This is a genomic window from Alteriqipengyuania triglochinis, from assembly GCF_054655655.1.
In genome coordinates, this window is sequence record NZ_BAAHNC010000001.1 from 738976 (window position 1) to 760328 (window position 21353).

Consider the following 21353-nt stretch of genomic DNA (forward strand, 5'->3'; position numbering starts at 1 on the left):
TCAGGTTCACCCGCGCGATTCCGCGACTTTTTTCAGGCTTCGCCCGCCGCATCGATCATCGCCGCTTCCAGCGCCTCGGCGGGACTCTTGTTGCCCCACAGGACGAACTGGAAGGCGGGATAGAAGCGATCGCATTCGTCCACCGCATTCTCGATCAGCGCCTGCGCCTGGCTGACGCTGAGCATGCCGTCGTCCGCCAGCATTGCACCGTGGCGATAGACCAGCACGCGGCCCTGGCTCCAGATATCGAAATGGCCGAGCCAGACCTGCTCGTTGACCAGTGACAGGAGTTCGTAGGCGACAGGCAGTCCATCTTTCGAAACGCGGATATCGGGCAGGCAGATCAGCTGCAGGACGCCGTCCTGCGGACGGAGCACCGCGCGCACCTGGTATTTCACCCAGGCGCCCTGCACCTCTCCGCCAAGCTCGTCTTCCGCATGGGTGTCCAGCGCCCAGCCGTGCGCGTTGAACAGCGCGGCCAGCACATCCATCGGTGAGCCATATTCGCTGCCGATATTGTCGTTCAAAGCGGTTTCCATCTGCGATCCCTGTACCCGTCCGTCTTTACAGGACGCCTTGTGGGGGATCGACGGGGGGACACGCAAACCGCAAAGCCAAGCGAGTAGTGTATAAGAATTAACGCTGTTCACGCCTTGTGGGAAACATAGTTTTTCGGCGAAAATTCGAAGGGTTCAGCGCAGGTCTTCGACGTCCTGCCCCTGCGGGCTGGTCCATACGAAGGCATCGACATTCTCCGCCGTGAGCACATTGAGCGCCGCGCGCGCATCGGCCTGGCTGTCGAACGGACCGGCGAGCAGCCGGTTGGTCTGGCCCCACGGCGTCACGAAGGGGCCCTTGTCCTTCAGCACGTCGAACTTGCTATATCTGAGCCGCCAGTCGTTGCGCAGCAGGTTGCGGTTCTGGCCGATACCGAGCTGCAGCCAGATACGGCGCGGCGCGGGCGGTGGCTCGGGCTTCGCTTCTTCGCGCACCGGTTCGATCGCGGAGATATCGACGACGTCCTTGCCGGAAACCGCAACCGTGGTCGGCTCGGCAAACTCGGCGAAAGCGTCTGCCAGGCCCATCTGCCTGGGCGCTTCGCTCGCCGGCTGCGCAGCCGCGTTCGTCGCTCCGGCGGTGACTGTCTGGGCCGGCGACGCCTCGACGACCTCGACCGGCTCGCGCGAACGCGATTCAGGCTGGCCGAGATTGACAGCGGCGAGCTGCGTGGCCTGCGCCGGTGCAGGCGGACTGGGCGGAGCTGCGGCCGGGCGCTGCGCCTGCTGCGGGCTTGCCTGCGCAACACGAACCGCGGTCGTTTCCTCCTGCGCGCCGGTTGCCGGGAGCTCGCCCGATGCGGATCGCGAGCTTGCGGCGGGCTGCGAGGGTGCCTGGGACGTCGGCGCCGGCACCGGCGCGAGGCCCGGATCCGGCGCGCTCGCGCCCTGCGACGGCTCTCGCATGATCGTGCGCTTCAGCGGATCGCGCACATCGGGCACTTGCCGCGGAGCCTGCGCCAGTGCGGTGCTGCGGGGCGCCTCGCCCTGCGGCTGGACTGCGATGGCGGGCGCATCCAGCGCGCCTGCCGCGCTGGCGATGCGCGGATCGTCGCGGCCGATGCGCGAGGCAGAGGGATAGATGCCGAGATTGGCGGCCGCAGCCTGCTGCGACCGGGTAAGGCGCGGCATGAAGCGCAGGTAGGGTTCCATCCGCCCGGCCAGGTCGCGCGGCATCACGGCACGGGCAATCTCGATCGCCTCGTCAGCCTCGCCGAGCATGGCGAGCCCGAAGGCGCGGGTGCGATAGGCACCGAAATCGCGGGTTTCGAGCAAGGGTTTGAGCGTTTGTTCGAAGGCTTCGCGGTCGCCGCCGATCGCCTGGCTGAGCGCCAGACGTTGGCGCACCGAAACATCATCCTTCAGCGAGAGCGCCCGATCATAGGCGGTCTGCGCAGCGGCATTCTGGCCGACGAGATCATAGGCAAGCCCGCGATCCGCCCATAGCGAACCGGTGTTGATGCCCGCCTGCTCCGCCTCGTCGAAGAACTTCAGCGCTTCGACCGGGCGGCCGCTGCGGACATAGGCAGCGCCCATCCCCTCAGCGATCCGTGCATTCTGCGGAGAAAGCTCCTTTGCCCGGCCGAAGAAGCCGATCGCGGCCTCTATATCGTCGAGTTCGAGCGAGGCGAGCCCGGCGGTAATCAGCGCATCGACATCGCGCCGATCCTTGGCGAGGCGCAGGAGCGCGCCGTTGAGATCGTCCGCGGCGGCGGGCGGCAGCGGCTGGACGACCGCGCGCGACACGCTTTCGGGCGGCTGCGCAGCCGCGGGAGCGGCCACGCCGATGAAACCCGACGACAGCGTGAGGAGCGCCGCACGCGAAAGCTTGGATGGTCCCGTCATGCTTGGGAACCTAGTATCGCGCGCCCGGGCTGAACAGCCCTTGAGCGTCCAACCCGGCGCCGTCCACCGTATCTACTGGTTGTTCTGTCGCCCGAGGAAACGCGGGATGTTGAGCGAGGAACCGTCATCGTTCTCGTCGTCATCCTCGGCTTCCGGTGCTCCGCTACGCGACAGCTTGGCCATGCGTTCGAACAGCGTGCCGCCACCGCCGCCTTGCGGCAGGGGAGGCGCAGGCTTCTTGCCGCCGCCTTCCTGGCCAGACACGAGGCTGCGCCGGCGACCGGGCGCGGGCTCTTCCTTCGCCGGAGCCTCGGGTGCGCGTTCGGCTGCATCCTCGCCCAGCACGAGCTCGTCCGAATCGTCCTCGACCGGGGCCTCCATCGACCCGAGGTCGAGCGTGTCATCCTCGTCGCGGCCGCGTGTACGCTCCGCAGGTACGGCAAACGGCTTGCCGCCCGCCGGAGCCGAACGGGTGTCGCGGTCTTCATCCTCGCCATTGCGAAGCCCGGCGAGCGGATCGACGATGCCGTCGACATCATTCCCGCCGTCTTCGTCTTCATCGCCATAGGTCGCGGAAGGCGCGGTGCCGGCGGACCGGTCCGTCGCATCGACCGTCGACGCTTCGCCGAAGGACTGCGGCCTGAACGTGTCCTCTTCCCCGCGGCCGGAGGGAGCATCGGTGGGGGTTTCGTCTTCGCCCTGAGCGAAATCGATCGCCGGACGGCGGGCCGGGCGGGGTTCCGCCGCAGGCGCGGCACGCGGCCCGGCGCTGACGCCCTCGCCGGTCTCGTCGATCCCGGTGGCGACCACGGAGACGCGAATCTTGCCTTCGAGGTTCGGGTTGAAGGCCGAGCCCCAGATGATGTTCGCGTTCTCGTCCACGAGTTCGCGGATGTGGTTGGCGGCCTCGTCGACCTCCAGCAGCTTCATGTCTTCGCCGCCGATGATCGAGATGATGACGCCCTTGGCGCCGGCCATGGACACGCCTTCGAGCAGCGGGTTCGCAATCGCCTGTTCGGCGGCTTCGCGGGCGCGGTTCTCGCCCTCGGCCTCGCCGGTGCCCATCATTGCCTTGCCCATCTCTTCCATCACCGACTTCACGTCGGCGAAGTCGAGATTGATCAGGCCCGGCATGGTCATGAGGTCGGTGATCGAACGCACGCCCTGCTGCAGCACTTCGTCGGCAAGCCGGAAGGCTTCCTTGAAGGTCGTGTCGCGGTTGGCGATCAGGAACAGGTTCTGGTTCGGGATGACGATCAGCGTGTCGACCTGGCGCTGAAGCTCGTCGATCCCGGCTTCGGCAGCGCGCATGCGGCGCGTACCTTCGAACAGGAAGGGCTTGGTCACCACGCCCACGGTCAGCACGCCCTTGCGGCGGGCGGCTTCCGCAATCACGGGCGCTGCGCCTGTGCCGGTGCCGCCGCCCATCCCGGCGGCGATGAAGCACATGTTCACCCCGTCGAGCGCTTCCTCGATCGCCTCGACCGTTTCCTCCGCCGCAGCCTTACCCAGTTCGGGACGTGCGCCCGCGCCAAGGCCGCCGGTGCTTTCCGGGCCAAGCTGGATGCGGTTTTCTGCAGGCGAGGAACTGAGCGACTGCGCGTCGGTGTTGGCGACGATGAAATCGACACCCTCGATCTCGGCTTCCATCATGTTGGCGATGGCATTGCCGCCCGCGCCGCCCACGCCGATAACCGTGATGCGGGGGCGCAGCTCGTCCTGGGGGTCGGGGCCGATATTGATACTCATAAGATCTTAAACTCCGCGAAACCGGACCTGTGCCGGTTTCTCAAGAAACCAGTGTGGCAGAAAAGGCACCCCGCTTTAATCGAAGCGGCGAGGTTTTTCCACATAACTCACCGTTCCGGCAGGGCTTTCGACCGCTAGAAGTACTCGCGCCCGGCACGCCAGACGCGGCTGACGAGGCCAAGCCCGCCCAGCCGCGTCTGCGACTGGTACTTGGCCTTGACCGTTCTGATGTCGACCGGGTCCTTCGCCGCGTAAAGACACAGGCCGACAAGGGTCGAGAAGCCGGGCGTCGCATGGGCTGGCGGCAGGCCGCGCAGAACCTGCGGCTTGCCGATCCGTACCGGGCGCCCGAGCGCATTCTGGACGAACTCGGCGCTGCCTGCCAGCTCCGCTCCGCCACCGGTCAGAACGGCGGGACCGCCCTTCGCGCCCGAGAAATCCATCGCCTTGAGCGCCTTGCCGATCTCGTCGGTCAGGCGCCCCAGCTGTTCGGTAATCACCGCGATGAGATCGGCCCGGTTGACCGAACCGATGCGCGGATCGTCCGGGTCGACCGGCACCTGCTCGCGGTGGTCGGACGGGCTCGCCAACGCAGAGCCGGATACGCACTTGAGGCGCTGCGCGTGCTGCCGCCTGATCCCGAAGGTGCTGGCGATGGCATCGGTGATATCGCCCGAACCCAGCGGGATCGCCCGCATCGCCTGGACCATGCCGTTGCGCAGCACGGCGACGTTGGTCACATCGCCGCCGATCTCGATCAGGGCTGTGCCAAGCTCACGCTCTTCGGGCGTGAGGCACGCATGGGCCGAAGCAATCGGCGCGGCGACGACGCCTTCGACGGTGAGGTGCGCGCTCTGCACCGCAGTAATGATGTTGCGGATCGGCGCCCCGTCGGCGAGCAGGATGTGCACGTCCACGCCCAACTGCTCCGCATAGAGGCCGACCGGATTGGCGACTCCGTGCGGACCATCGACCGAGTAGTGCGCGGGCTGTGCATGCAGCACCATCCGCCCGTCGGGCTCCAGCGTGTCGCGCGCGGTCACCAGCAGGTGGTCGACATCCTCCTCCTCGATCCGGCGGCCGTGGATCGGAATCTCGACCCGCGAAATGCGGCTCGCAAGGCCGGCGCCCGCGCAACCGACCCATACGCTCTCGATTCCCGTCCCGGCGTCTTTCTCCGCCCGCTCGACCGCTTCGCGGATCGCATGGGTCGCCGCCTTGCTGTCGGTCACGTAGCCGCGCCGCACACCCGCGCTGGCCCTGTGGGAGGAACCGAGGACGATCAATTCGCCGCCTTCGGTAAGCCCCATGATCATCGCCGAGACCCGGAAAGAGCCGAGATTGACCGCGCCGAACACGCGGGAAATGCGCGCCGTACCCATCTTACTGCGAACTCCCATTGTTTTCCGCGAACCGGTCTGCCCGGCCCGGCTCGCGCAGGACGTAGCGGTCGGGCACGCGCAGATCGATCACCGTCGCCTTGCCGCCCAGCAGGCGATAGAGGCCGTCCATCCGTGCGAAGTCGATGAAGGCTTCGGCCGCCTCGTCCTCGCCCTGCGGCAGCGCCAGGATCTGGCCCGTCTTGAACACGATGTTCCAGCGCCGTTCTCCGATCCGGTGCGCGCTGGCGATCTGTGGCTGCAGTGCGGGCGCGGCGGCCAGCACGCGGTCGAGCGAGTCGATCTGATCCTTCGCCCCGGCGCCGGAAATGCGCAGCATGCCCTGTGCGTCATTCTCGCCGATCGGATCCAGCTCGATCCCGTGGCGATCGACCAGCACCAGCCGGTCGGGCCTGACCAGCACGGCGTGCGGCGTGCGCTCGTCGATGTCGATCACCAGCTTGTCGGGCAACTGGCGCGAAACCCGCGCTTCGGCGACCCACGGCATCTGCTTCAGGTCGTTGCGAATGGCCTGGAGATCGAGCAGCGGCATCGGCGTACCGCGATGCTCCATCACCTCTTCGTAGATCTTGAGGCGGTTCATCCGCTCGACCCCGGTCAGGTCGATATTGCGCATCTGGAAGCCCGCCGAACCGGCACTGACCGCCATCTGCTGATGAAGCAGCGCGGGCACGCCCGCCGCGCTCGCGACCCACCAGGCAAGCGCCGCCGCAACCGCGAGGATCAGCGCGAGGAAACCGCCCTGCAACTGGCGCTGGCTGATCGGCAAGGCGGAGAGCGCGGTGTTCACCGCGCCCTTGCCCTGCCGGGAAGCGGCCCGCGCCTTGGACGCGCGCGAGCGGGAATTGGCAGCGCGGCGAACGCCCTGCGCCTTACGCTTGACCGTGCGCGCCATCGTCTCCTCCAGTGCTATCGGAAGCCTTCGTACCCAAGGCGTCTGCGATGATCGTTTCGACCAAATCCTCGTAGCTCATGCCGATGTGCCGCGCCTGTTCGGGCACCAGGCTGAGCGGGGTCATTCCCGGCTGGGTGTTGGTTTCGAGCACGAACAGCCCATCGAACCCCTGCTCGTCATCCCAGCGGAAATCGGTCCGGCTGGTGCCCTTGCAGCCGAGAATGCGGTGCGCTTCCAGCGCGTAGTGCAAGCAGGCCTCCGCAATGTCCTCGGGGATTTCGGCGGGGCAGACATGGCGCGTGCGCCCATCGGTATACTTGTTCTCGAAATCGTAGAAGCCGCTCTCGACGATCAGTTCGGTAACGCCCAGCGCCCTTGTTCCGACCACCGCCGTCGTCAGCTCGCGCCCACGAATATAGGGTTCGGCCAGCAGTTCGGCGAACTCCTGCCACGGGCCTTTCGCATCGCGGGAGATCGGATTGCCGTAGTTGCTCTCGTCGGTGACCATCGCGACGCCGACCGAGGAGCCTTCGTTGACCGGCTTGAGCACGTAGGGGCGCGGCAGCGGATCGCCGTCGTAAAGATCTTCGGACTTCACGATCCGGCCGCCCGGCATCGGGATACCGCGCGGTACCAGCGCCTGCTTGGTCAGTTCCTTGTCGATCGCGATCACCGAAGTGGCGAGGCCGCTATGCGTATAGGGCATGCCCATCAGGTCGAGCATGCCCTGCACCGTGCCGTCTTCGCCGGGCACGCCATGGAGCGCGTTGAAGACGATATCGGGCTTCGCCTCGGCAATCCTTGCGGCGACCTGCCGGTTCATGTCGATCCGGGTGACTGTGTGCCCGCGCGCTTCCAGCGCCTTGGCGACGCCCTCCCCGCTCATCAGCGAGACAGGCCGCTCGTTCGCCCAGCCGCCCATCAGCACGGCGACGCGGAGCTTCTTCGGGAGGATGGCACCAGCACTCATTTCCGCCCCACCCGCTGGATTTCCCATTCGAGCTCAATCCCTGAATTCGCTTTTACCTTCGCGCGCACATCCTCGCCCAACTGCTCGATATCCTCGCTCGTCGCATCGCCGGTATTGATGAGGAAGTTGGTGTGCTTCTCGCTCACCTGCGCGCCGCCGCGCCTCATCCCGCGACAGCCCGCCGCATCGACCAGCTCCCACGCCTTCTCGCCCGGGGGATTCTTGAAGGTCGATCCGCCGGTCTTGGTGCGCACCGGCTGACTGTCTTCGCGCGCCTGCGCGATCCGGTCCATCTCCGCGCCGATGACCTCGGGATCGCCCGCCTCGCCCTTCAACCGCGCGCCGACCACGACCGCGCCTTCGGGCAGTTCGGAGTGGCGATAGGTGTAGTTCAGATCGCCGACGGCCAGCGTCTTGAGCGATCCGTCGCGCAGCACGACATCGCACTCGACCAGCACATTCGCCGTCTCACGCCCGTAGGCTCCGCCGTTCATGCGGACGAAGCCGCCCAGCGTACCGGGAATGCCGCGCAGGAATTCGAGCCCGGCAATGCCATTGTCGCGCGCGGTCGAAGCGATCAGGACACCATGCGCGCCCGCCCCGCAGTACAGCGTGTGGTCGCTCTCCGCGGAAATCTTGGCGAATGGCTTGCCCAGGCGAATGGTCACGCCCGGAACGCCGCCGTCGCGTACGATCAAGTTGGAGCCCAGCCCCAGTGGCACGACCGGTACGTCAGGGGCCAGCGCGGCCAGAAAAGCGCGCAGATCGTCGATATCGGCGGGCTCGAACAGCCAGTCCGCCGCCCCGCCGGACTTGAACCAGACCAGCTTGGCGAGCGGCGCATGCTGCGACAGCGTGCCGCGCGTTTCGGGAAGGGTCCGCGCTTCGCTCATGCCGACACCGTCTCCCTTGCGGATTGCAGTTCGTCGGGAAGTTTCGCCGCCCACTTGGTGATGTCGCCCGCGCCGAGGCACAGGACGAGATCGCCCGGCTGAAGCTCCGGCGCGAGCGCGCGCACCAGACTCTCCCGGTCCGCAATCGTCTGCGCGTGCCGGTGGCCGAGCGACTTGATCCCGGCGACCAGCGAGGCCGCATCCACCCCTTCGACCGGGTCCTCACCCGCAGCGTAGACGGGCGTGACATAGACCTGGTCGGCAGCATCGAAGCAGCTCTGGAAGTCGCTCATCAGCTCTCCGAGACGGGAGAAACGGTGCGGCTGCATCACTGCGATCACCCGCCCGCCCATCTCGGCGGCGTCGGCGCTTTCGCGCGCGGCCGCCAGGACCGCACGGATCTCGACCGGGTGATGGGCATAATCGTCGATCACCGTGGCCTTGCCGTTCTCCACCTCGACCGTGCCGACCTTGGTGAACCGGCGGCGCACACCGCCGAAGCGGGCGAAACCTTCGCGGATCACCTCGTCGGAGCAGCCCATCTCGAGACTGACGGCGATCGCTGCGAGCGCATTCTGTACGTTGTGCTTGCCCGGCATGGGCAGGAACACATTCTCGATCCGGCGGTCCGCCGCCTGATCGCGCGGGCCGCGCTGGCGGACGATGACATCGAAGCGGTTGCCGCCGGTCTCGGGCGTTACATTGACCGCGCAGATGTCGGCCTGAAGCGAGAATCCGTAGGTGATGACCCGCCGGTCACGGACCTTGGCGATCACCGCCTGCACTTCGGGATGGTCGACGCACAGGATGGCCGCGCCGTAGAACGGCACATTGTGGATGAACTCCACGAAGGCGCGCTTCACCCCGTCGAAATCGCCGTAATGTTCGAGATGTTCGGGGTCGATATTGGTGACCACCGCGATGGTACCGTCGAGCCGCAGGAAGCTGCCGTCGCTCTCGTCCGCTTCGACCACCATCCAGTCCGAATCGCCCAGCCGCGCATTCGACCCGAACTGTTCGATGATCCCGCCATTGATGACCGTGGGATCGATCTCGCCGCAATCGAGCAGCCCGGCGATCATGCTGGTGGTGGTGGTCTTGCCGTGCGTGCCCGCGATGGCGATCGTCGATTTCAGGCGCATTAGCTCGGCCAGCATTTCCGCGCGGCGGACCACCGGGATGCGGTTTTCGAGCGCGGCTTCCACTTCCGGATTGGTCCGCTTGACCGCGCTGGAGGTCACCACGACCGCGGCACCTTCCACATTCTCGTACGCGTGGCCGATGGCGATCTCGATGCCGCGTGCCCGAAGCCGCTCCACCGTCGGGCTTTCGGCAATGTCGGAGCCCTGCACGCTGTAGCCCAGGTTCTTCATCACCTCGGCGATGCCGGACATGCCGATCCCGCCGATGCCGACGAAGTGGATCATACCGATATCGGTTGCGACACCCTTCACGAAGCAGGCTCCTCTGCGGCTTCGCGCGCCGCACCCTGGCCCACGGGCACGCCCTGCGAGGCACCGCGCGCATTGTTCTTGCCCACGCGGATCACGTCCATCAGCTCGGCCCCGCCGAAACTTTCGACCAGGTCGGCCAGATCCTTCACCGCATCGGGTCGTCCGCAGTTCCACGCCTTGTGGGCCGCGGTGCCGAGCGTGCCGGCCCGCTGGCTGAGCACCTGGATCTGGCGAGCAAGCTCCTTCGGGGTGAACGAGCTTTGCCGGATCATCCGCGCACCGCCCGCTTCCACGATCTCGCGCGTGTTGGCCGCCTGGTGGTCGTCGGTCGCGATCGGCAGCGGGACGAGGATCGCGGGGCGACCCACCGCGGTGAGTTCGGCAATGGTCGAAGCCCCTGCGCGCCCGATGAACAGGTGCGCATCGGCCAGCCGTTCGGCCATGTTTTCGAAATAGGTCGCCAGTTCGGCGGGAATGTCGTGGTTGCGATACCGCTCGCGCACCGCGCCGACATCCTCTGGGCGACACTGCTGCGTCACCTGCAGCCGCTGGCGCAGGGCGGGCGGCAGCATGGCGAGCCCGTCGGGCACGACCTGCGCGAGAATGCTCGCGCCCTGACTGCCGCCGGTCACCAGCACTTTCAGCAGGCTGTCTTCGGTGAAGGTTGGAAACGGCTCATCGCGTAGCGCAAGCACCTCCGCCCGCACCGGATTGCCGACCAGGTGGGCCTTGCGCGCCCAGTTCGCCTTCATCCGCGCAACCTTGGGGTAGGCGGTCGCGATCGCATCCACGCCCGGCGCGAGCAGGCGGTTGACCCGCCCCAGCACCGCGTTCTGTTCGTGGATCAGGCTCGGGATCTTGGAACTGCGCGCCGCGAGCAGCGCGGGCAGCGTGGGATAGCCGCCGAAGCCGACGACCGCGCTCGGCTCGAAGCTCTCGAACAGCTGCTTCGCCATCCGCCGGCCTTCCATCACCTTGGCGGCGCCCTTGATCCAGCGGACCGGGTTCTTGCCGAAGCGGCCCACCGGGATGATGTGCGCAGACATGAAATCGGGCTTGCCCGGGATGTTCGCGCCCCGCTCGTCCGTAATCAGCGCGACATGGTGGCCGCGCCGGTGCAGCTCTTGCGCGAGTGCGAATGCGGGCAGCATGTGGCCGCCGGTGCCGCCTGCGGCGAGCACGTAATGTCGATTGGCGCCGCTCATCTGTCCCTTTCCTTGTCGAAGAACATGGTGCGAAGACCTGCCGGATCCCGGGTGAGGAACGGGTTGCGGCGCGTAAGCGCGAGCAGCAGGCCGAAGCTCATGCATACCGCGATCGTCGACGAGCCGCCATAGCTGACGAGCGGCAACGTCATCCCCTTGGAGGGGAAAAGCGAGAGATTGACGAGCATGTTGATGAATGCCTGCCCGCCGAGCTGCGCGGTGAGGCCGACGGCGGCGAGCAGCGCAAAGAAGTTTTCCTCGTTCGCGACGCGGATCAGCACGCGCAGGACGATGGCGAGAAACAGCAGGACGATGCCACCACAGGCAAGCAGCCCGAATTCCTCGCCCACGACCGAGAAGATGTAGTCGGTCTGCGCTTCGGGCAGGCGCATCTTCTGCGTGCCGACCCAGAAGCCGACCCCGTCCCAGCCACCTGCCAGCAGCGTGCGCTGGGCAAGATCGACCTGGTCGAAGTCGGTCCCGCCGAACAGCCAGGAATCGATCCGGTGGCGGGCATTGTCATAGAAGGCATAGGCGAGGCTCAACCCGACCAGCCCGGCCGCGATCAGCGCGGCAATATGGCGGAAGGAGACGCCGCCGAGCAGGACGAGGACGAACCACACGCCCGCGAACAGGATTGCGTCCCCCAGGTTCGGCTGCGCCATCAGCAGCACCACCACCAGCCCGAGCGCCGCAGTGACAAGCCCGAAGACCGGCATGTTGGGGTCTTTCAGGCGCCAGCTCATGATCCATGCGAGTGTGATCGCGAACACTGGCTTGAGGAATTCCGACGGCTGGAAGGAGAAGCCCAGGTTCAGCCAGCGGCGTGCGCCGTTCACCTCGGTACCGATGAACGGCACCAGCAGCAGCGCGCCGACCATCGCGAGGGATAGCAGGATGGCGAAGCGGCGGGCGGTGTCCCGGCTCAGCATCGAAAGGCCCAGCATCGCCGTGAGGCCGACCGCGAGCCAGCGCAGGTGCAGCCACAGGAAGTGCAGCGGGTCGAGCGTGACGGTATCGCTGGAAAGGCGGTCTGCCGCAGCGGGCGACGCGGCCGAAATTGCCGCACAACCGACCGCGATCAGCAGGATGACGAGGCCCAGCAGCACATGATCCAGCTCGCGCCACCAGATTTTGGCCCGCGCGCGCATGGTCGGCTTCTGGGTGCCGCGACCGGGCAGATCGTTCGCGATCGCAGTGGCCGGAGCGATGTTCATAGTGTGTGTCCCGTAGTGTCCAGACCATGGACCAGCGCGCGGAAGGCATCGCCGCGATCTTCGAAATCGCGAAACTGGTCGAAGCTGGCGCAGGCCGGGCTCAGCAGCACGGTCTCGCCCGCACGCGCGGCATCGGAGGCGATCTGCACAGCCTTGGCGAGGGTCTCGCAGCGGCTCACCGGGCAATGCGGGATCAACGCATCGGCAAAGGCATCGCCCGCTTCGCCGATGGTATAGGCGGCGGCGACATGGCCGAGATGCTGTTCGCATTCTCCCAGCCCCGGCTCCTTGGCGAGGCCGCCAACGATCCAGTGGATCTTGTCGAACGCGGCCAGCGCGGGCGCGGCGGCGGCGGTGTTTGTCGCCTTGCTGTCGTTGACGTAGAGCACGCCCGAACGCTCGCCGACCCGCTCCATCCGGTGGGGAAGGCCGGGGAAAGACCGCAGGCCGGCACGTATTTGTTCGATCGAGAGCCCCAGAATATCGCACGCCTCGATCGCCGCCGCTGCATTCTGGAGATTGTGCGGGCCTTGCAGCGAGGGCCACCGCGCCTGTTCGGACGGGTCGATGCCGCGGTTTGCCAGCACGTCCTCGAGAATACTCGCGACCGATCCTTCAGCGAACTTCCCCAGCGAGCGCGCATCGGTGAACCGCGCGATCGAGTTCTGCCCGCGCTTCTGCATCGCGAACAGACGCGACTTGCTCGCGGCGTAGGCTCCGAAATCGCCATCGTAGCGATCGAGGTGGTCGGGCGTGATATTGAGCAGCACCGCCACATCGCAATCGAGGCTGAAGGTCAGGTCGATCTGGTAGCTCGACAACTCAAGAACGTAGACACCACCATTGGGCAGCGGCTCCTGCTCCAGAATCGGGAGGCCTATATTGCCGCCCATCGTGGTCGGCACGCCCGCTTCCCGCAGGATATGATGGACCAGCGCGGTGGTCGTGCTCTTGCCGTTGGTCCCGGTGATGCCGACGACCCGGTGCGGCGGCAGGTGCGTGCGGGCCTGCGCGAACAGCTCGATATCGCCGATCACCGGCACACCGTAGGTGTCCGCATGTGGCTTGATCGGATGCGTGTTGAGCGGAACGCCCGGCGACACCGCGACGCCATCGAAGCCGGTCAGATCGGCATCGACCGGATCGGCCAGCGTCACCCGGTTCGCGAACGCCTCCCGCGCATCCTCGCGCTCGTCCCACGCAGTCACCTGCGCGCCAGCGGCGAGCAGCGCCTCGACGGTCGCCCGTCCCGACCTCGCCAGGCCGAGGACCGCATATTTGCGGCCCGTCCAGGCGGGGTTCGTGATCACCGCAGCTTCAGGGTGCTGAGCCCGATCAGCGCGAGCACGATGGCGATAATCCAGAAGCGCATGACGACCTTCGTCTCGCTCCAGCCGAGCTGTTCGAAATGGTGGTGGACGGGCGCCATACGGAAGACGCGCTTGCCCGTGCGCTTGAACCAGAAGACCTGGATCATCACGCTGAGCGCTTCGAAAACGAACAGCCCGCCAACGATGGCGAGGACGATTTCGTGGTGGCTGGCGACGGCGATCGCGCCCAGCGCGCCGCCGAGAGCAAGCGACCCGGTATCACCCATGAAGACGGCAGCGGGCGGCGCGTTGAACCACAGGAAGGCGAGGCCCGCCCCCATGATGCACGCGCAGAAGATCGCCAGCTCGCCCGCACCCTCGACATAGGGAATGCCGAGATAGCTCGAAAAGTCAGCGCGGCCTGCAAGGTAGGCGATAATCGCGAAAGTGCCTGCCGCAATGATGACCGGCATGATCGCAAGCCCGTCCAGCCCGTCGGTCAGGTTCACCGCATTGCCCGCGCCCACGATCACGATCGCGGCGAACACGTAGTAGAACGGGCCGAGCGGAATGGCCCGGTCGGATACGAAGGGCACGTAAAGCCACGTGTTGATCTGGCTGACGATGATGTAAGCAGCGATACCTGCGACGATGAATTCCATCGCCAGGCGGACCTTGCCCGATACGCCCTTGTGGCTGTTCTTGGTGACCTTGTCGTAATCATCCATGAAGCCGATCGCGCCGAACCCGATGGTCACGGCAAGGCAGGCCCACACGAACGGACTGGTCAGGTCCATCCACAGAAGCAGGCTGATGAGGAGCGCGATCAGGATCATCAGCCCGCCCATCGTCGGCGTGCCGCGCTTGGCAAGGTGGCTCTGCGGGCCGTCTTCGCGGATCGGCTGGCCCTTGCCCTGCCGCACGCGCAGCACGGCAATCAGCTTCGGGCCGATCAGCAGGCCGACGAACAGTGCCGTCAGGATCGCGGCACCCGCGCGGAAGGTCTGGTAGCGGAAGAGATTGAAAATCCCTTCGAATTCAAGCATTTCCGCGATTAAGTAAAACATTGTCCGCCGGTCCCGGTCCCTTGCTAGCCTCGGCTGACGAAGTGATCGACAAGGCGGCCAAGTCCGACAGAGTTGGATCCTTTGACGAGGATCGCATCGCTGGCGACGAGGCCGAATTCTTCGAGGGCGGCAATCGCTTCGGCAGGCCCTGCGCAATGGGCGAAGGCGATGCCATTGCCAAGCGCATTGGCCCCGCCCGTCCCCAGCCGGGTCGCCAGCGGCGCCATTTCCTCGCCCACCAGGACCACGAAATCGACCCGCGCGTCGGCCAGGGGCTCGGCCAGCTGCTCGTGGAACGCCGGGCCGAACTCACCAAGTTCCTTCATCGCACCCAGAACGGCCACACGGCGGTGCGCCGGGGTCTGCGCCAGCTGGGCCAGCGTCGCGCGCATCGATGCGGGATTGGCGTTGTAGCTCTCGTCGATCAGCAGCGCGCGGCCACCAGCAGCGGAAATCGTGTGACGCGCGCCGCGCCCCTTCAGGCCGCCCATCTCGCCGAGCGCAATCCCCGCAGCGCCCAGATCGCCGCCGACCGCATAGACGGCGGCCATCACGGCCAGCGAATTGTCGATCCAGTGTTCGCCCGGTTCGGCCACCGAGTAGCACAGGCGCGTATCGTCGATCTGCGCGGTGACGAGCGATGCTCCCCCATTGGCCGCCGGAATCGCGTCGAGCAGCCGCACCCGCGCATGGGCCGAACGGCCGAACGAGAAGACTTCGGCCCCCGCGGCCTCGGCATGCGCCCGCAAACGCTCGTAATGCTCGCTGTCGGCGGGGATGATCGCCGCGCCACCGGACTTGAGACCGGTGAAGACCTGCGCCTTCTCATCCGCGATCGCCTCAAGACTGCCGAGGTTCTCGATATGCGCCGGCGCGATCGTGGTGATGACCGCGACATCGGGACGGACATGGTCCACCAGCGGAGCGATCTCGCCCGCGTGGTTCATGCCCATCTCGAACACGCCGTATTTTGCCCGCGCACCCATCCGCGCAAGGCTGAGCGGTACGCCGACGTGATTGTTGTAGCTGCGTACCGAACGATGGGCCTGCCCCCGGCTCGATCGGTCGAGCGCAGTGAAAATGGCTTCCTTGACGCCGGTCTTGCCGACCGATCCGGTGACCGCGATGCGCTTGGCATCGGTGCGCACACAGGCGGCTTTGGCGAGCGCACGGAGCGCGGCCGTGGAATCCTCCACCAGCACGTGCGGCCAGTCGATCGGACGATCGACGATAGCGGCGGCGGCTCCGGCGGCGAAAGCCTTGTCGATAAAGCGATGGCCATCCATCGCCTCTCCCTTCAGCGCGACGAACAGGTCACCCGGACGCACATCGCGGCTGTCCATTTCCACACCGGCGCACTGGAACTCGCCGGAGGCGACACCGCCGGTCGCTTCGGCGATTTCGGCAGAGCTCCACAGCGCGAGCGGCAGGGTATCGCGCCTGGTGACGGGCCATGCGCGCAGGTTCGGATGGGCGAAGGCGACGACGCTCATTGCTTGTGCTCCAGAGTTTCGCTGTCGATCCGCGCGGCTTCCTCACGCGCAACCTGGACGTCGTTGAACGGCAATACCCGCATGTTCTCTCCCGACCCGATGATCTGGTCTTCCTCGTGTCCCTTGCCCGCGATCAGGACGATATCGTCCCGCCCGACCAACCCGATGGCCTGCGCGATCGCTTCGCGACGTCCCGCAACCTCGTGCACATTATCGCCGGCGCCCTGCAAGACGGCTGCGCGAATGGCGGCAGCATCTTCCCCGCGCGGATTGTCGTCGGTCACGATGCCGATATCCGCCAGGCGCGAGACGACTTCGCCCATCGGCCCGCGCTTGCCGGTATCGCGATCGCCGCCTGCGCCGAAAACCACGATCAGGCGCCCCGCGACGTGCGGGCGCAGCGCCTTGATCGCGGCTTCCAGTGCGTCGGGCGTGTGCGCGTAGTCGATATAGACCGGCGCGCCGATCTGGGTGATGACCGCCCGCTCGAGCCGCCCGCGCACCGGCTGCAGCCGGCCCACCGCGTCCCACAGCCGCGCCTCGTCGGCCCCGGTCACCAGCGCGAGCGCGGCAGCGGTCAGCGCATTGGCCGCCTGATACGCGCCGATCAGCGGCAGGCGGATCGTGCGCCGATCGCCCTGGCGGGCGATCTCGACCCCCTGGCCCAGCTGCGTCGGTTCCTGCGCGATCAGCCGGATGTCGTCCCCCTCGGGGCCGACCGTGAACACCGCAAGGCCGCGCTTTTCGGCGTGCGCCTTTGCCCTGCCGGACCATTCGCTGCCGTCGGACCAGATCACCGCCGTGCCATCATCCGCGACAACCTCGTCGAACAGCCGCATCTTGGCTTCGAAATAGGCGTCCAGGCTCTCGTGATAGTCGAGGTGATCGCGGCTGAAATTGGTGAAGGCCCCCGCGATCACGCGCGCGCCTTCGTTGCGATACTGGTCGAGCCCGTGGCTGGATGCCTCGAACGCGACATGGCTCACACCTTCGCGCGCAAGCCCGGCGAGGTTCGAATGGAAGGTAACGATATCGGGCGTGGTGAGCCCGGTGGAGACGCTTTCTTCTGGTGTCGTCACGCCGAGCGTGCCGATGCTCGCCGCCCGCTCGCCAAGCATGCGCCATAGCTGGCGCGTCATCTCGACGGTGGAGGTCTTTCCGTTGGTCCCGGTCACGGCAACGACGGTTTGCGGAATGGGCGTGAAGAAGCGCGCCGCGATCCGTGCGAAAGCACGCCGCGGCATATCGTCGGCAATGTGAAGCGCACCTTCGACTTGGGCTTCCGGCCGGGCGACAATCGCAACCGCGCCAGAGGCCACGGCGGCATTGATGAAGTCCTCGCCATTCACGCGTGCGCCCCGGAAGGCACCGAAGATCGTGCCCGGCGCGACCTTGCGGTGGTCGATCGCGAAACCGGTGACGATGGCATCGCCACCTGAGCGCTCGGCACGGCCTGCCTGGTCGAGAAGTAGGTCGAGCTTCACTTGATCTCGCTCCGGATAAGGGGGCGCAGGTCCGAGATGTCGATATCGCGGCTGAGGTCGGGCCGCACATCCAGCATCGGCCCGATCCGTGGGATCAGCTTGCCGACGATGGGGGCGGCGTTCCACGCAGCCGTGCGCTGGTAGGAACTGGCAGTGGTCCCCTTGGGCTCGTCGAGCATGGCAACCACGACATAGCGCGGATCGTCCATCGGGAAGGCCGCGGCGAAGGTCGAAACCAGCAGCTTCTCGCGATAGCCGGAACGGGACGGCTTCTCGGCGGAGCCGGTCTTGCCGCCGACGCGATAGCCGGGGGCGTTGGCACTGCGCCCGGTGCCGTAGATCGCGACCATCCGCAGCAGCTGGCGCATCCGCGCGCTTGTATCTTCCTTGAAGACGCGGCGGCCCGCCACTTCCTTGCCCGGCTCGACCTTGCGCAGGGTCGCAGGCCGCCAGACGCCGCCGTTGACCATCGCGGCATAGGCGCTCGCCAGGTGCAGCGGCGTCACCGCGATGCCGTGGCCGTAGCTGACCGTCATCGTGGTGATCCGCGACCATTTCTCGCCCGGCCAGATCGGCGCACCGCGTGCGGGCAGTTCGATATAGGGGCGCTCCGCGAGGCCGAGGTCGCGCATGGTATCGCGCAGCCGGTCGCCGCCAAGCTTGTCCGCAATGCGGGCCGTCACGGTGTTGGAGGAGTGAATCAGCGCTTCGGGCACATTCAGCGTATCTCCGAGCGAGTGACTGTCCGAAAGGGTGCGCCCCGCAACTTTCACCGGTTTTGCATCGTAGCGCGCACCGAGATCGCGCACTATGCCCGCATCGATCGCGGCCGCAACCGAGAGCGGCTTGAAGGTGGAGCCGAGTTCGTAGACTTGGTTGGTTACGCTGTTGAACGCGCGGGCAACCTCGCCGCGCTTGCCCGCCTCCTCACTGATGACGAGATCGCTCGTCTTGATATCATTGGGATCGAACGCGGGGAGCGATGCCAGCGCAACGACTTCGCCGGTGTCGACATCCAGCACCACGCCCGCCGCGCCGCGCGCGTTGACCGCCAGCATGCCCTTGCGCAGCTCATCTTCCAGCGCGCCCTGGACCCTGAGGTCGAGCGCGATCGCTTGCGGCTGCGCGCGCGAGGCTGCGTCGGTCAGTTCGGCGTCGAGCACGGATTCCATCCCGAGATTGCCCTTCCCGTCGCGCACGTAGCCGAGCACATGGGCCGCCATCGAGCCTTGCGGGTAGAAGCGGTCCTTCTCCGCCGGCAGTTCGAGAGCGGGCTCGCCAATGTCGAACACGCGGTTGGCCTCTTCCGGCAGCAGGCGACGGCGCAGGTACTGCGCCTTGCCACTCGCCAGCCGCTGCGCGACGTCGGCCCGGTCGAGTTCGGGGAAGATCTGCGCCAGCGAGGCCGCCACCTCTTCGGGTGTGTGGACCAGCGGGCTGCCGCCGTCCTTCATCGCCTTGGGATTGAACCACAGCGCGAAGGCATCGTAATTGCGCGCCAGCGGCAGGCCATTGCGATCGGTGATCTCGCCGCGCGGCGGCAGCAGGCGCTGCTCCATCGACATCGGCGTGTCGGGCGCACCGAGCAGACCGAAGGACGCGATCCGCAGCAGCGCGACGACCGCGACCAACCCGAAAGCGGGCATGAGAAGAAGCGCGCGCATGCGCGCCACCAGCAGCGTCTCGAGCCGCTTGTTGGCCACCCGCATGGGGCCCGCTGCCACCATGGAATCGATGGCAATGCTCGCCATTAGTCGAGCCTCGCGAGCGCGAGATGCGCGTCCCGCTCGGCCTTGGCGAGTTCGGCTTCGGTCGAACCCTCGCCTTCCTCTCCTTCGTTTTCCGAGCCCGTCAACGGAGAGACGAGCGCGGGATAATCGCTCGCTTCCATTTCACGCGCAAAGCGGATCGGTTCGGGCGATCCGGGCGCGCGCGGTGCGCTGAAACTTGCAAGCTCGCGCTCGGCGCCGAGGAACTGGTCCGCCCGCGGCGGCGCATAGCCGAACTCGATCGCGTTCCAGTCAGCCAGTTGCTGCTGGTTGGCGCGCGTTTCGAACTCGGTTTCCAGCGCCAGCTTCTCACGCTCGAGGACGACGATCGTGCGTTCGGCCCGGACGACCTCGCTCTTCACCGCGTTGACGCGAAAGGTCAGCAGCATGAAGCCGCCGAAGACGATACCGATGCAGATGGCCCAGCCAATCTGCCGCAGGCGGCTACCTCTAGCCATAGGTCAGTTCCTTTCTGGCGGGGGCGTCGGTCCGGGTGGCGGCGCGCAAAATGGCCGAACGTGCGCGGGGGTTGCGCGTCAGTTCGGCTTCGCCTGCGCGCACCGCCTTGTCGGGCCGGTTGAACGTGGACGGCGGCTGCTCCGTGAGGGGAAGATGGCGGGAGCCGCCGCCGACCTGACCGGACGCGTCTCGCAGGAAACGCTTCACGATCCGATCTTCGAGCGAATGGAAGGACACGACCACGAGCCGCCCGTCGGGAGCGAGCAGGCGTTCGCCCGCGCCAAGCGCCTCGCGCAGCTGATCCAGTTCGCCATTCACGTGGATCCGGATGGCCTGGAAGGTGCGCGTCGCCGGGTCTTTCTTGTCGTGCGGCTTGTGCCCGGTCGCCTTGCGTACGATGCGCGCGAGTTCGCCCGTCGTCTCGAGCGGGCGCGCGGCAACGATCGCGCGGGCGATCCTGCGCGACTGACGTTCTTCGCCGTACTGATAGATGACGTCCGCGATCTCGCCTTCGGCGGCGGTATTAAGGAAATCCGCAGCGCTCTGAAGGTCCGGATCCATCCGCATGTCGAGCGGGCCGTCAGCAGCGAAGGAAAAGCCGCGCTCCGCCTGATCGAGCTGCATCGAGGATACGCCGATGTCGAGAACGATGCCCTGCACCTGCGAGATTCCACGCTCCGCCAGCGCATCCGCCATTTCGGAAAACGGCCGGCGATGGAGCACGAGGCGCGGCGGCGTCTCGCCGAGCTCGGACCAACCTTCCGCCATCGCCAGCGCCGAGGGATCCCGGTCGAATGCATGCACGGTGGCGCCCGCGGCCAGCAGCGCGCGGGTGTAACCGCCCGCACCGAAGGTGCCGTCGACAATCAGATCGCCGGGCGCGGGTTTCAGCGCCGCGACCACCTCGTCGAGCAGGACGGGGACGTGCGGGGATGGCGAGGAAGCAGTCATGCCTTCTTCTTCCCCTTGGCGCGCGCATCTTTCTCCAGAACTTCGCAGGCCGCCTTCGCGACCGCGAGCTCAGGGCCCATTTCGTACAGGTGAACGGGGTTCCACACGGTGAAGAACTTGCCGCCACCCTGGAAAAACAGCTCGTCGTCGATCTTGCCGAGGCCGCGAATATGCTCGGGCATGATGAAGCGCCCGCTGTCGTCGAACGGCATGGTGGCAAAGCTGTTGAGCTGGATCGCGCGCGTGTCGCGGTCGAAGTCGCGGTTGAACTTGAACGCCGACTCCTCCTCACGGTCGAGGATCGCTTCGAACTCTTTCACCCGCTCGGTGCCGAAGCCGACGAGGCAAGGCCAGCGTTCGTGCGCCGTCAGGCACAGGGTGCGGTTTTCGGTGGAGGCCTTCACCGCGTTCCGGAATGCGGGAGGCAGCGTGAACCGGCCCTTTTCGCTGCGAAGCGAAAAGGCCTGACCGCTATATCCCTGGAACGCCTCCGACACGCTTCGCTCTTCCCCTGTGAGCGTTCAAACCTCGCAGACAGAGCTTCTCCGTTCCGGGACGCGCATAAGCGCATCCCGGCTCGCGCGGGGTCCGCGCGCGGGTCGACTCCTGTCCAATTACGCCATTCGTAATATAAC

General features: G+C 66.6%; 18 protein-coding genes. All 18 read right to left on the reverse strand.

What is annotated here, in order from left to right; translation table 11 throughout:
* Nucleotides 1-32: 32 nt before the first annotated feature.
* Nucleotides 33-539, reverse strand: a complete 507-nt coding sequence (locus ACYQ0L_RS03755) for a type III secretion system chaperone family protein (protein ID WP_459787579.1) — start codon at nt 537-539, stop codon at nt 33-35.
* Between the two features lie 153 nt (nt 540-692).
* Complete coding sequence (locus tag ACYQ0L_RS03760; RefSeq protein WP_459787580.1) at nt 693-2402, reverse strand: tetratricopeptide repeat protein; 1710 nt, start codon at nt 2400-2402, stop codon at nt 693-695.
* 72 nt (nt 2403-2474) lie between these two features.
* Entirely contained in the window at nt 2475-4151 is a 1677-nt protein-coding gene (ftsZ, locus tag ACYQ0L_RS03765) for a cell division protein FtsZ (protein ID WP_459787581.1), read from the reverse strand.
* Nucleotides 4152-4285: 134 nt separating this feature from the next.
* Entirely contained in the window at nt 4286-5533 is a 1248-nt protein-coding gene (gene ftsA / locus ACYQ0L_RS03770; protein WP_459787582.1) for a cell division protein FtsA, read from the reverse strand.
* 1 nt (nt 5534) lies between these two features.
* The gene (locus ACYQ0L_RS03775; RefSeq protein WP_459787583.1) at nt 5535-6446 is read right to left on the reverse strand and encodes a cell division protein FtsQ/DivIB; all 912 of its coding nucleotides are present in this window, start codon (nt 6444-6446) and stop codon (nt 5535-5537) included.
* Nucleotides 6424-7416 (reverse strand): D-alanine--D-alanine ligase, encoded by a 993-nt coding sequence (locus tag ACYQ0L_RS03780; protein ID WP_459787584.1) that lies wholly within the window; start codon nt 7414-7416, stop codon nt 6424-6426. Before ACYQ0L_RS03780 ends, ACYQ0L_RS03775 begins: the two co-directional genes overlap by 23 nt.
* Nucleotides 7413-8309 (reverse strand): UDP-N-acetylmuramate dehydrogenase, encoded by an 897-nt coding sequence (gene murB / locus ACYQ0L_RS03785; protein ID WP_459787585.1) that lies wholly within the window; start codon nt 8307-8309, stop codon nt 7413-7415. The genes ACYQ0L_RS03780 and murB overlap by 4 nt, the downstream gene beginning before the upstream one ends.
* Nucleotides 8306-9763, reverse strand: coding sequence for a UDP-N-acetylmuramate--L-alanine ligase (murC, locus tag ACYQ0L_RS03790; protein ID WP_459787586.1), 1458 nt, complete (start codon nt 9761-9763; stop codon nt 8306-8308). Before murC ends, murB begins: the two co-directional genes overlap by 4 nt.
* On the reverse strand, nt 9760-10968 hold the full coding sequence (murG, locus tag ACYQ0L_RS03795; protein ID WP_459787587.1) for an undecaprenyldiphospho-muramoylpentapeptide beta-N-acetylglucosaminyltransferase: 1209 nt from the start codon (nt 10966-10968) through the stop codon (nt 9760-9762). The genes murC and murG overlap by 4 nt, the downstream gene beginning before the upstream one ends.
* Nucleotides 10965-12185: an FtsW/RodA/SpoVE family cell cycle protein gene (locus ACYQ0L_RS03800; protein WP_459787588.1), complete on the reverse strand. Its 1221-nt coding sequence runs from the start codon at nt 12183-12185 to the stop codon at nt 10965-10967. Before ACYQ0L_RS03800 ends, murG begins: the two co-directional genes overlap by 4 nt.
* A complete protein-coding gene (gene murD, locus ACYQ0L_RS03805; protein WP_459787589.1) occupies nt 12182-13495 on the reverse strand; it encodes a UDP-N-acetylmuramoyl-L-alanine--D-glutamate ligase in 1314 nt (437 codons plus the stop codon). The genes ACYQ0L_RS03800 and murD overlap by 4 nt, the downstream gene beginning before the upstream one ends.
* On the reverse strand, nt 13492-14562 hold the full coding sequence (gene mraY, locus ACYQ0L_RS03810) for a phospho-N-acetylmuramoyl-pentapeptide-transferase (RefSeq protein WP_459787590.1): 1071 nt from the start codon (nt 14560-14562) through the stop codon (nt 13492-13494). Before mraY ends, murD begins: the two co-directional genes overlap by 4 nt.
* A gap of 23 nt (nt 14563-14585) precedes the next feature.
* A complete protein-coding gene (locus ACYQ0L_RS03815; protein ID WP_459787591.1) occupies nt 14586-16055 on the reverse strand; it encodes a UDP-N-acetylmuramoyl-tripeptide--D-alanyl-D-alanine ligase in 1470 nt (489 codons plus the stop codon).
* Nucleotides 16052-17539 carry a UDP-N-acetylmuramoyl-L-alanyl-D-glutamate--2,6-diaminopimelate ligase gene (locus ACYQ0L_RS03820; RefSeq protein WP_459787592.1) on the reverse strand — a complete coding sequence of 496 codons (1488 nt, stop codon included), beginning with the start codon at nt 17537-17539 and terminating at the stop codon, nt 16052-16054. Before ACYQ0L_RS03820 ends, ACYQ0L_RS03815 begins: the two co-directional genes overlap by 4 nt.
* Nucleotides 17536-19290 (reverse strand): peptidoglycan D,D-transpeptidase FtsI family protein, encoded by a 1755-nt coding sequence (locus tag ACYQ0L_RS03825; protein ID WP_459787593.1) that lies wholly within the window; start codon nt 19288-19290, stop codon nt 17536-17538. The genes ACYQ0L_RS03820 and ACYQ0L_RS03825 overlap by 4 nt, the downstream gene beginning before the upstream one ends.
* Nucleotides 19290-19766, reverse strand: coding sequence for a hypothetical protein (locus ACYQ0L_RS03830; protein ID WP_459787594.1), 477 nt, complete (start codon nt 19764-19766; stop codon nt 19290-19292). Before ACYQ0L_RS03830 ends, ACYQ0L_RS03825 begins: the two co-directional genes overlap by 1 nt.
* Nucleotides 19759-20718, reverse strand: coding sequence for a 16S rRNA (cytosine(1402)-N(4))-methyltransferase RsmH (gene rsmH / locus ACYQ0L_RS03835; RefSeq protein ID WP_459787595.1), 960 nt, complete (start codon nt 20716-20718; stop codon nt 19759-19761). Before rsmH ends, ACYQ0L_RS03830 begins: the two co-directional genes overlap by 8 nt.
* Nucleotides 20715-21215, reverse strand: a complete 501-nt coding sequence (locus ACYQ0L_RS03840; RefSeq protein WP_459787596.1) for a division/cell wall cluster transcriptional repressor MraZ — start codon at nt 21213-21215, stop codon at nt 20715-20717. The genes rsmH and ACYQ0L_RS03840 overlap by 4 nt, the downstream gene beginning before the upstream one ends.
* Nucleotides 21216-21353 lie beyond the last annotated feature (138 nt).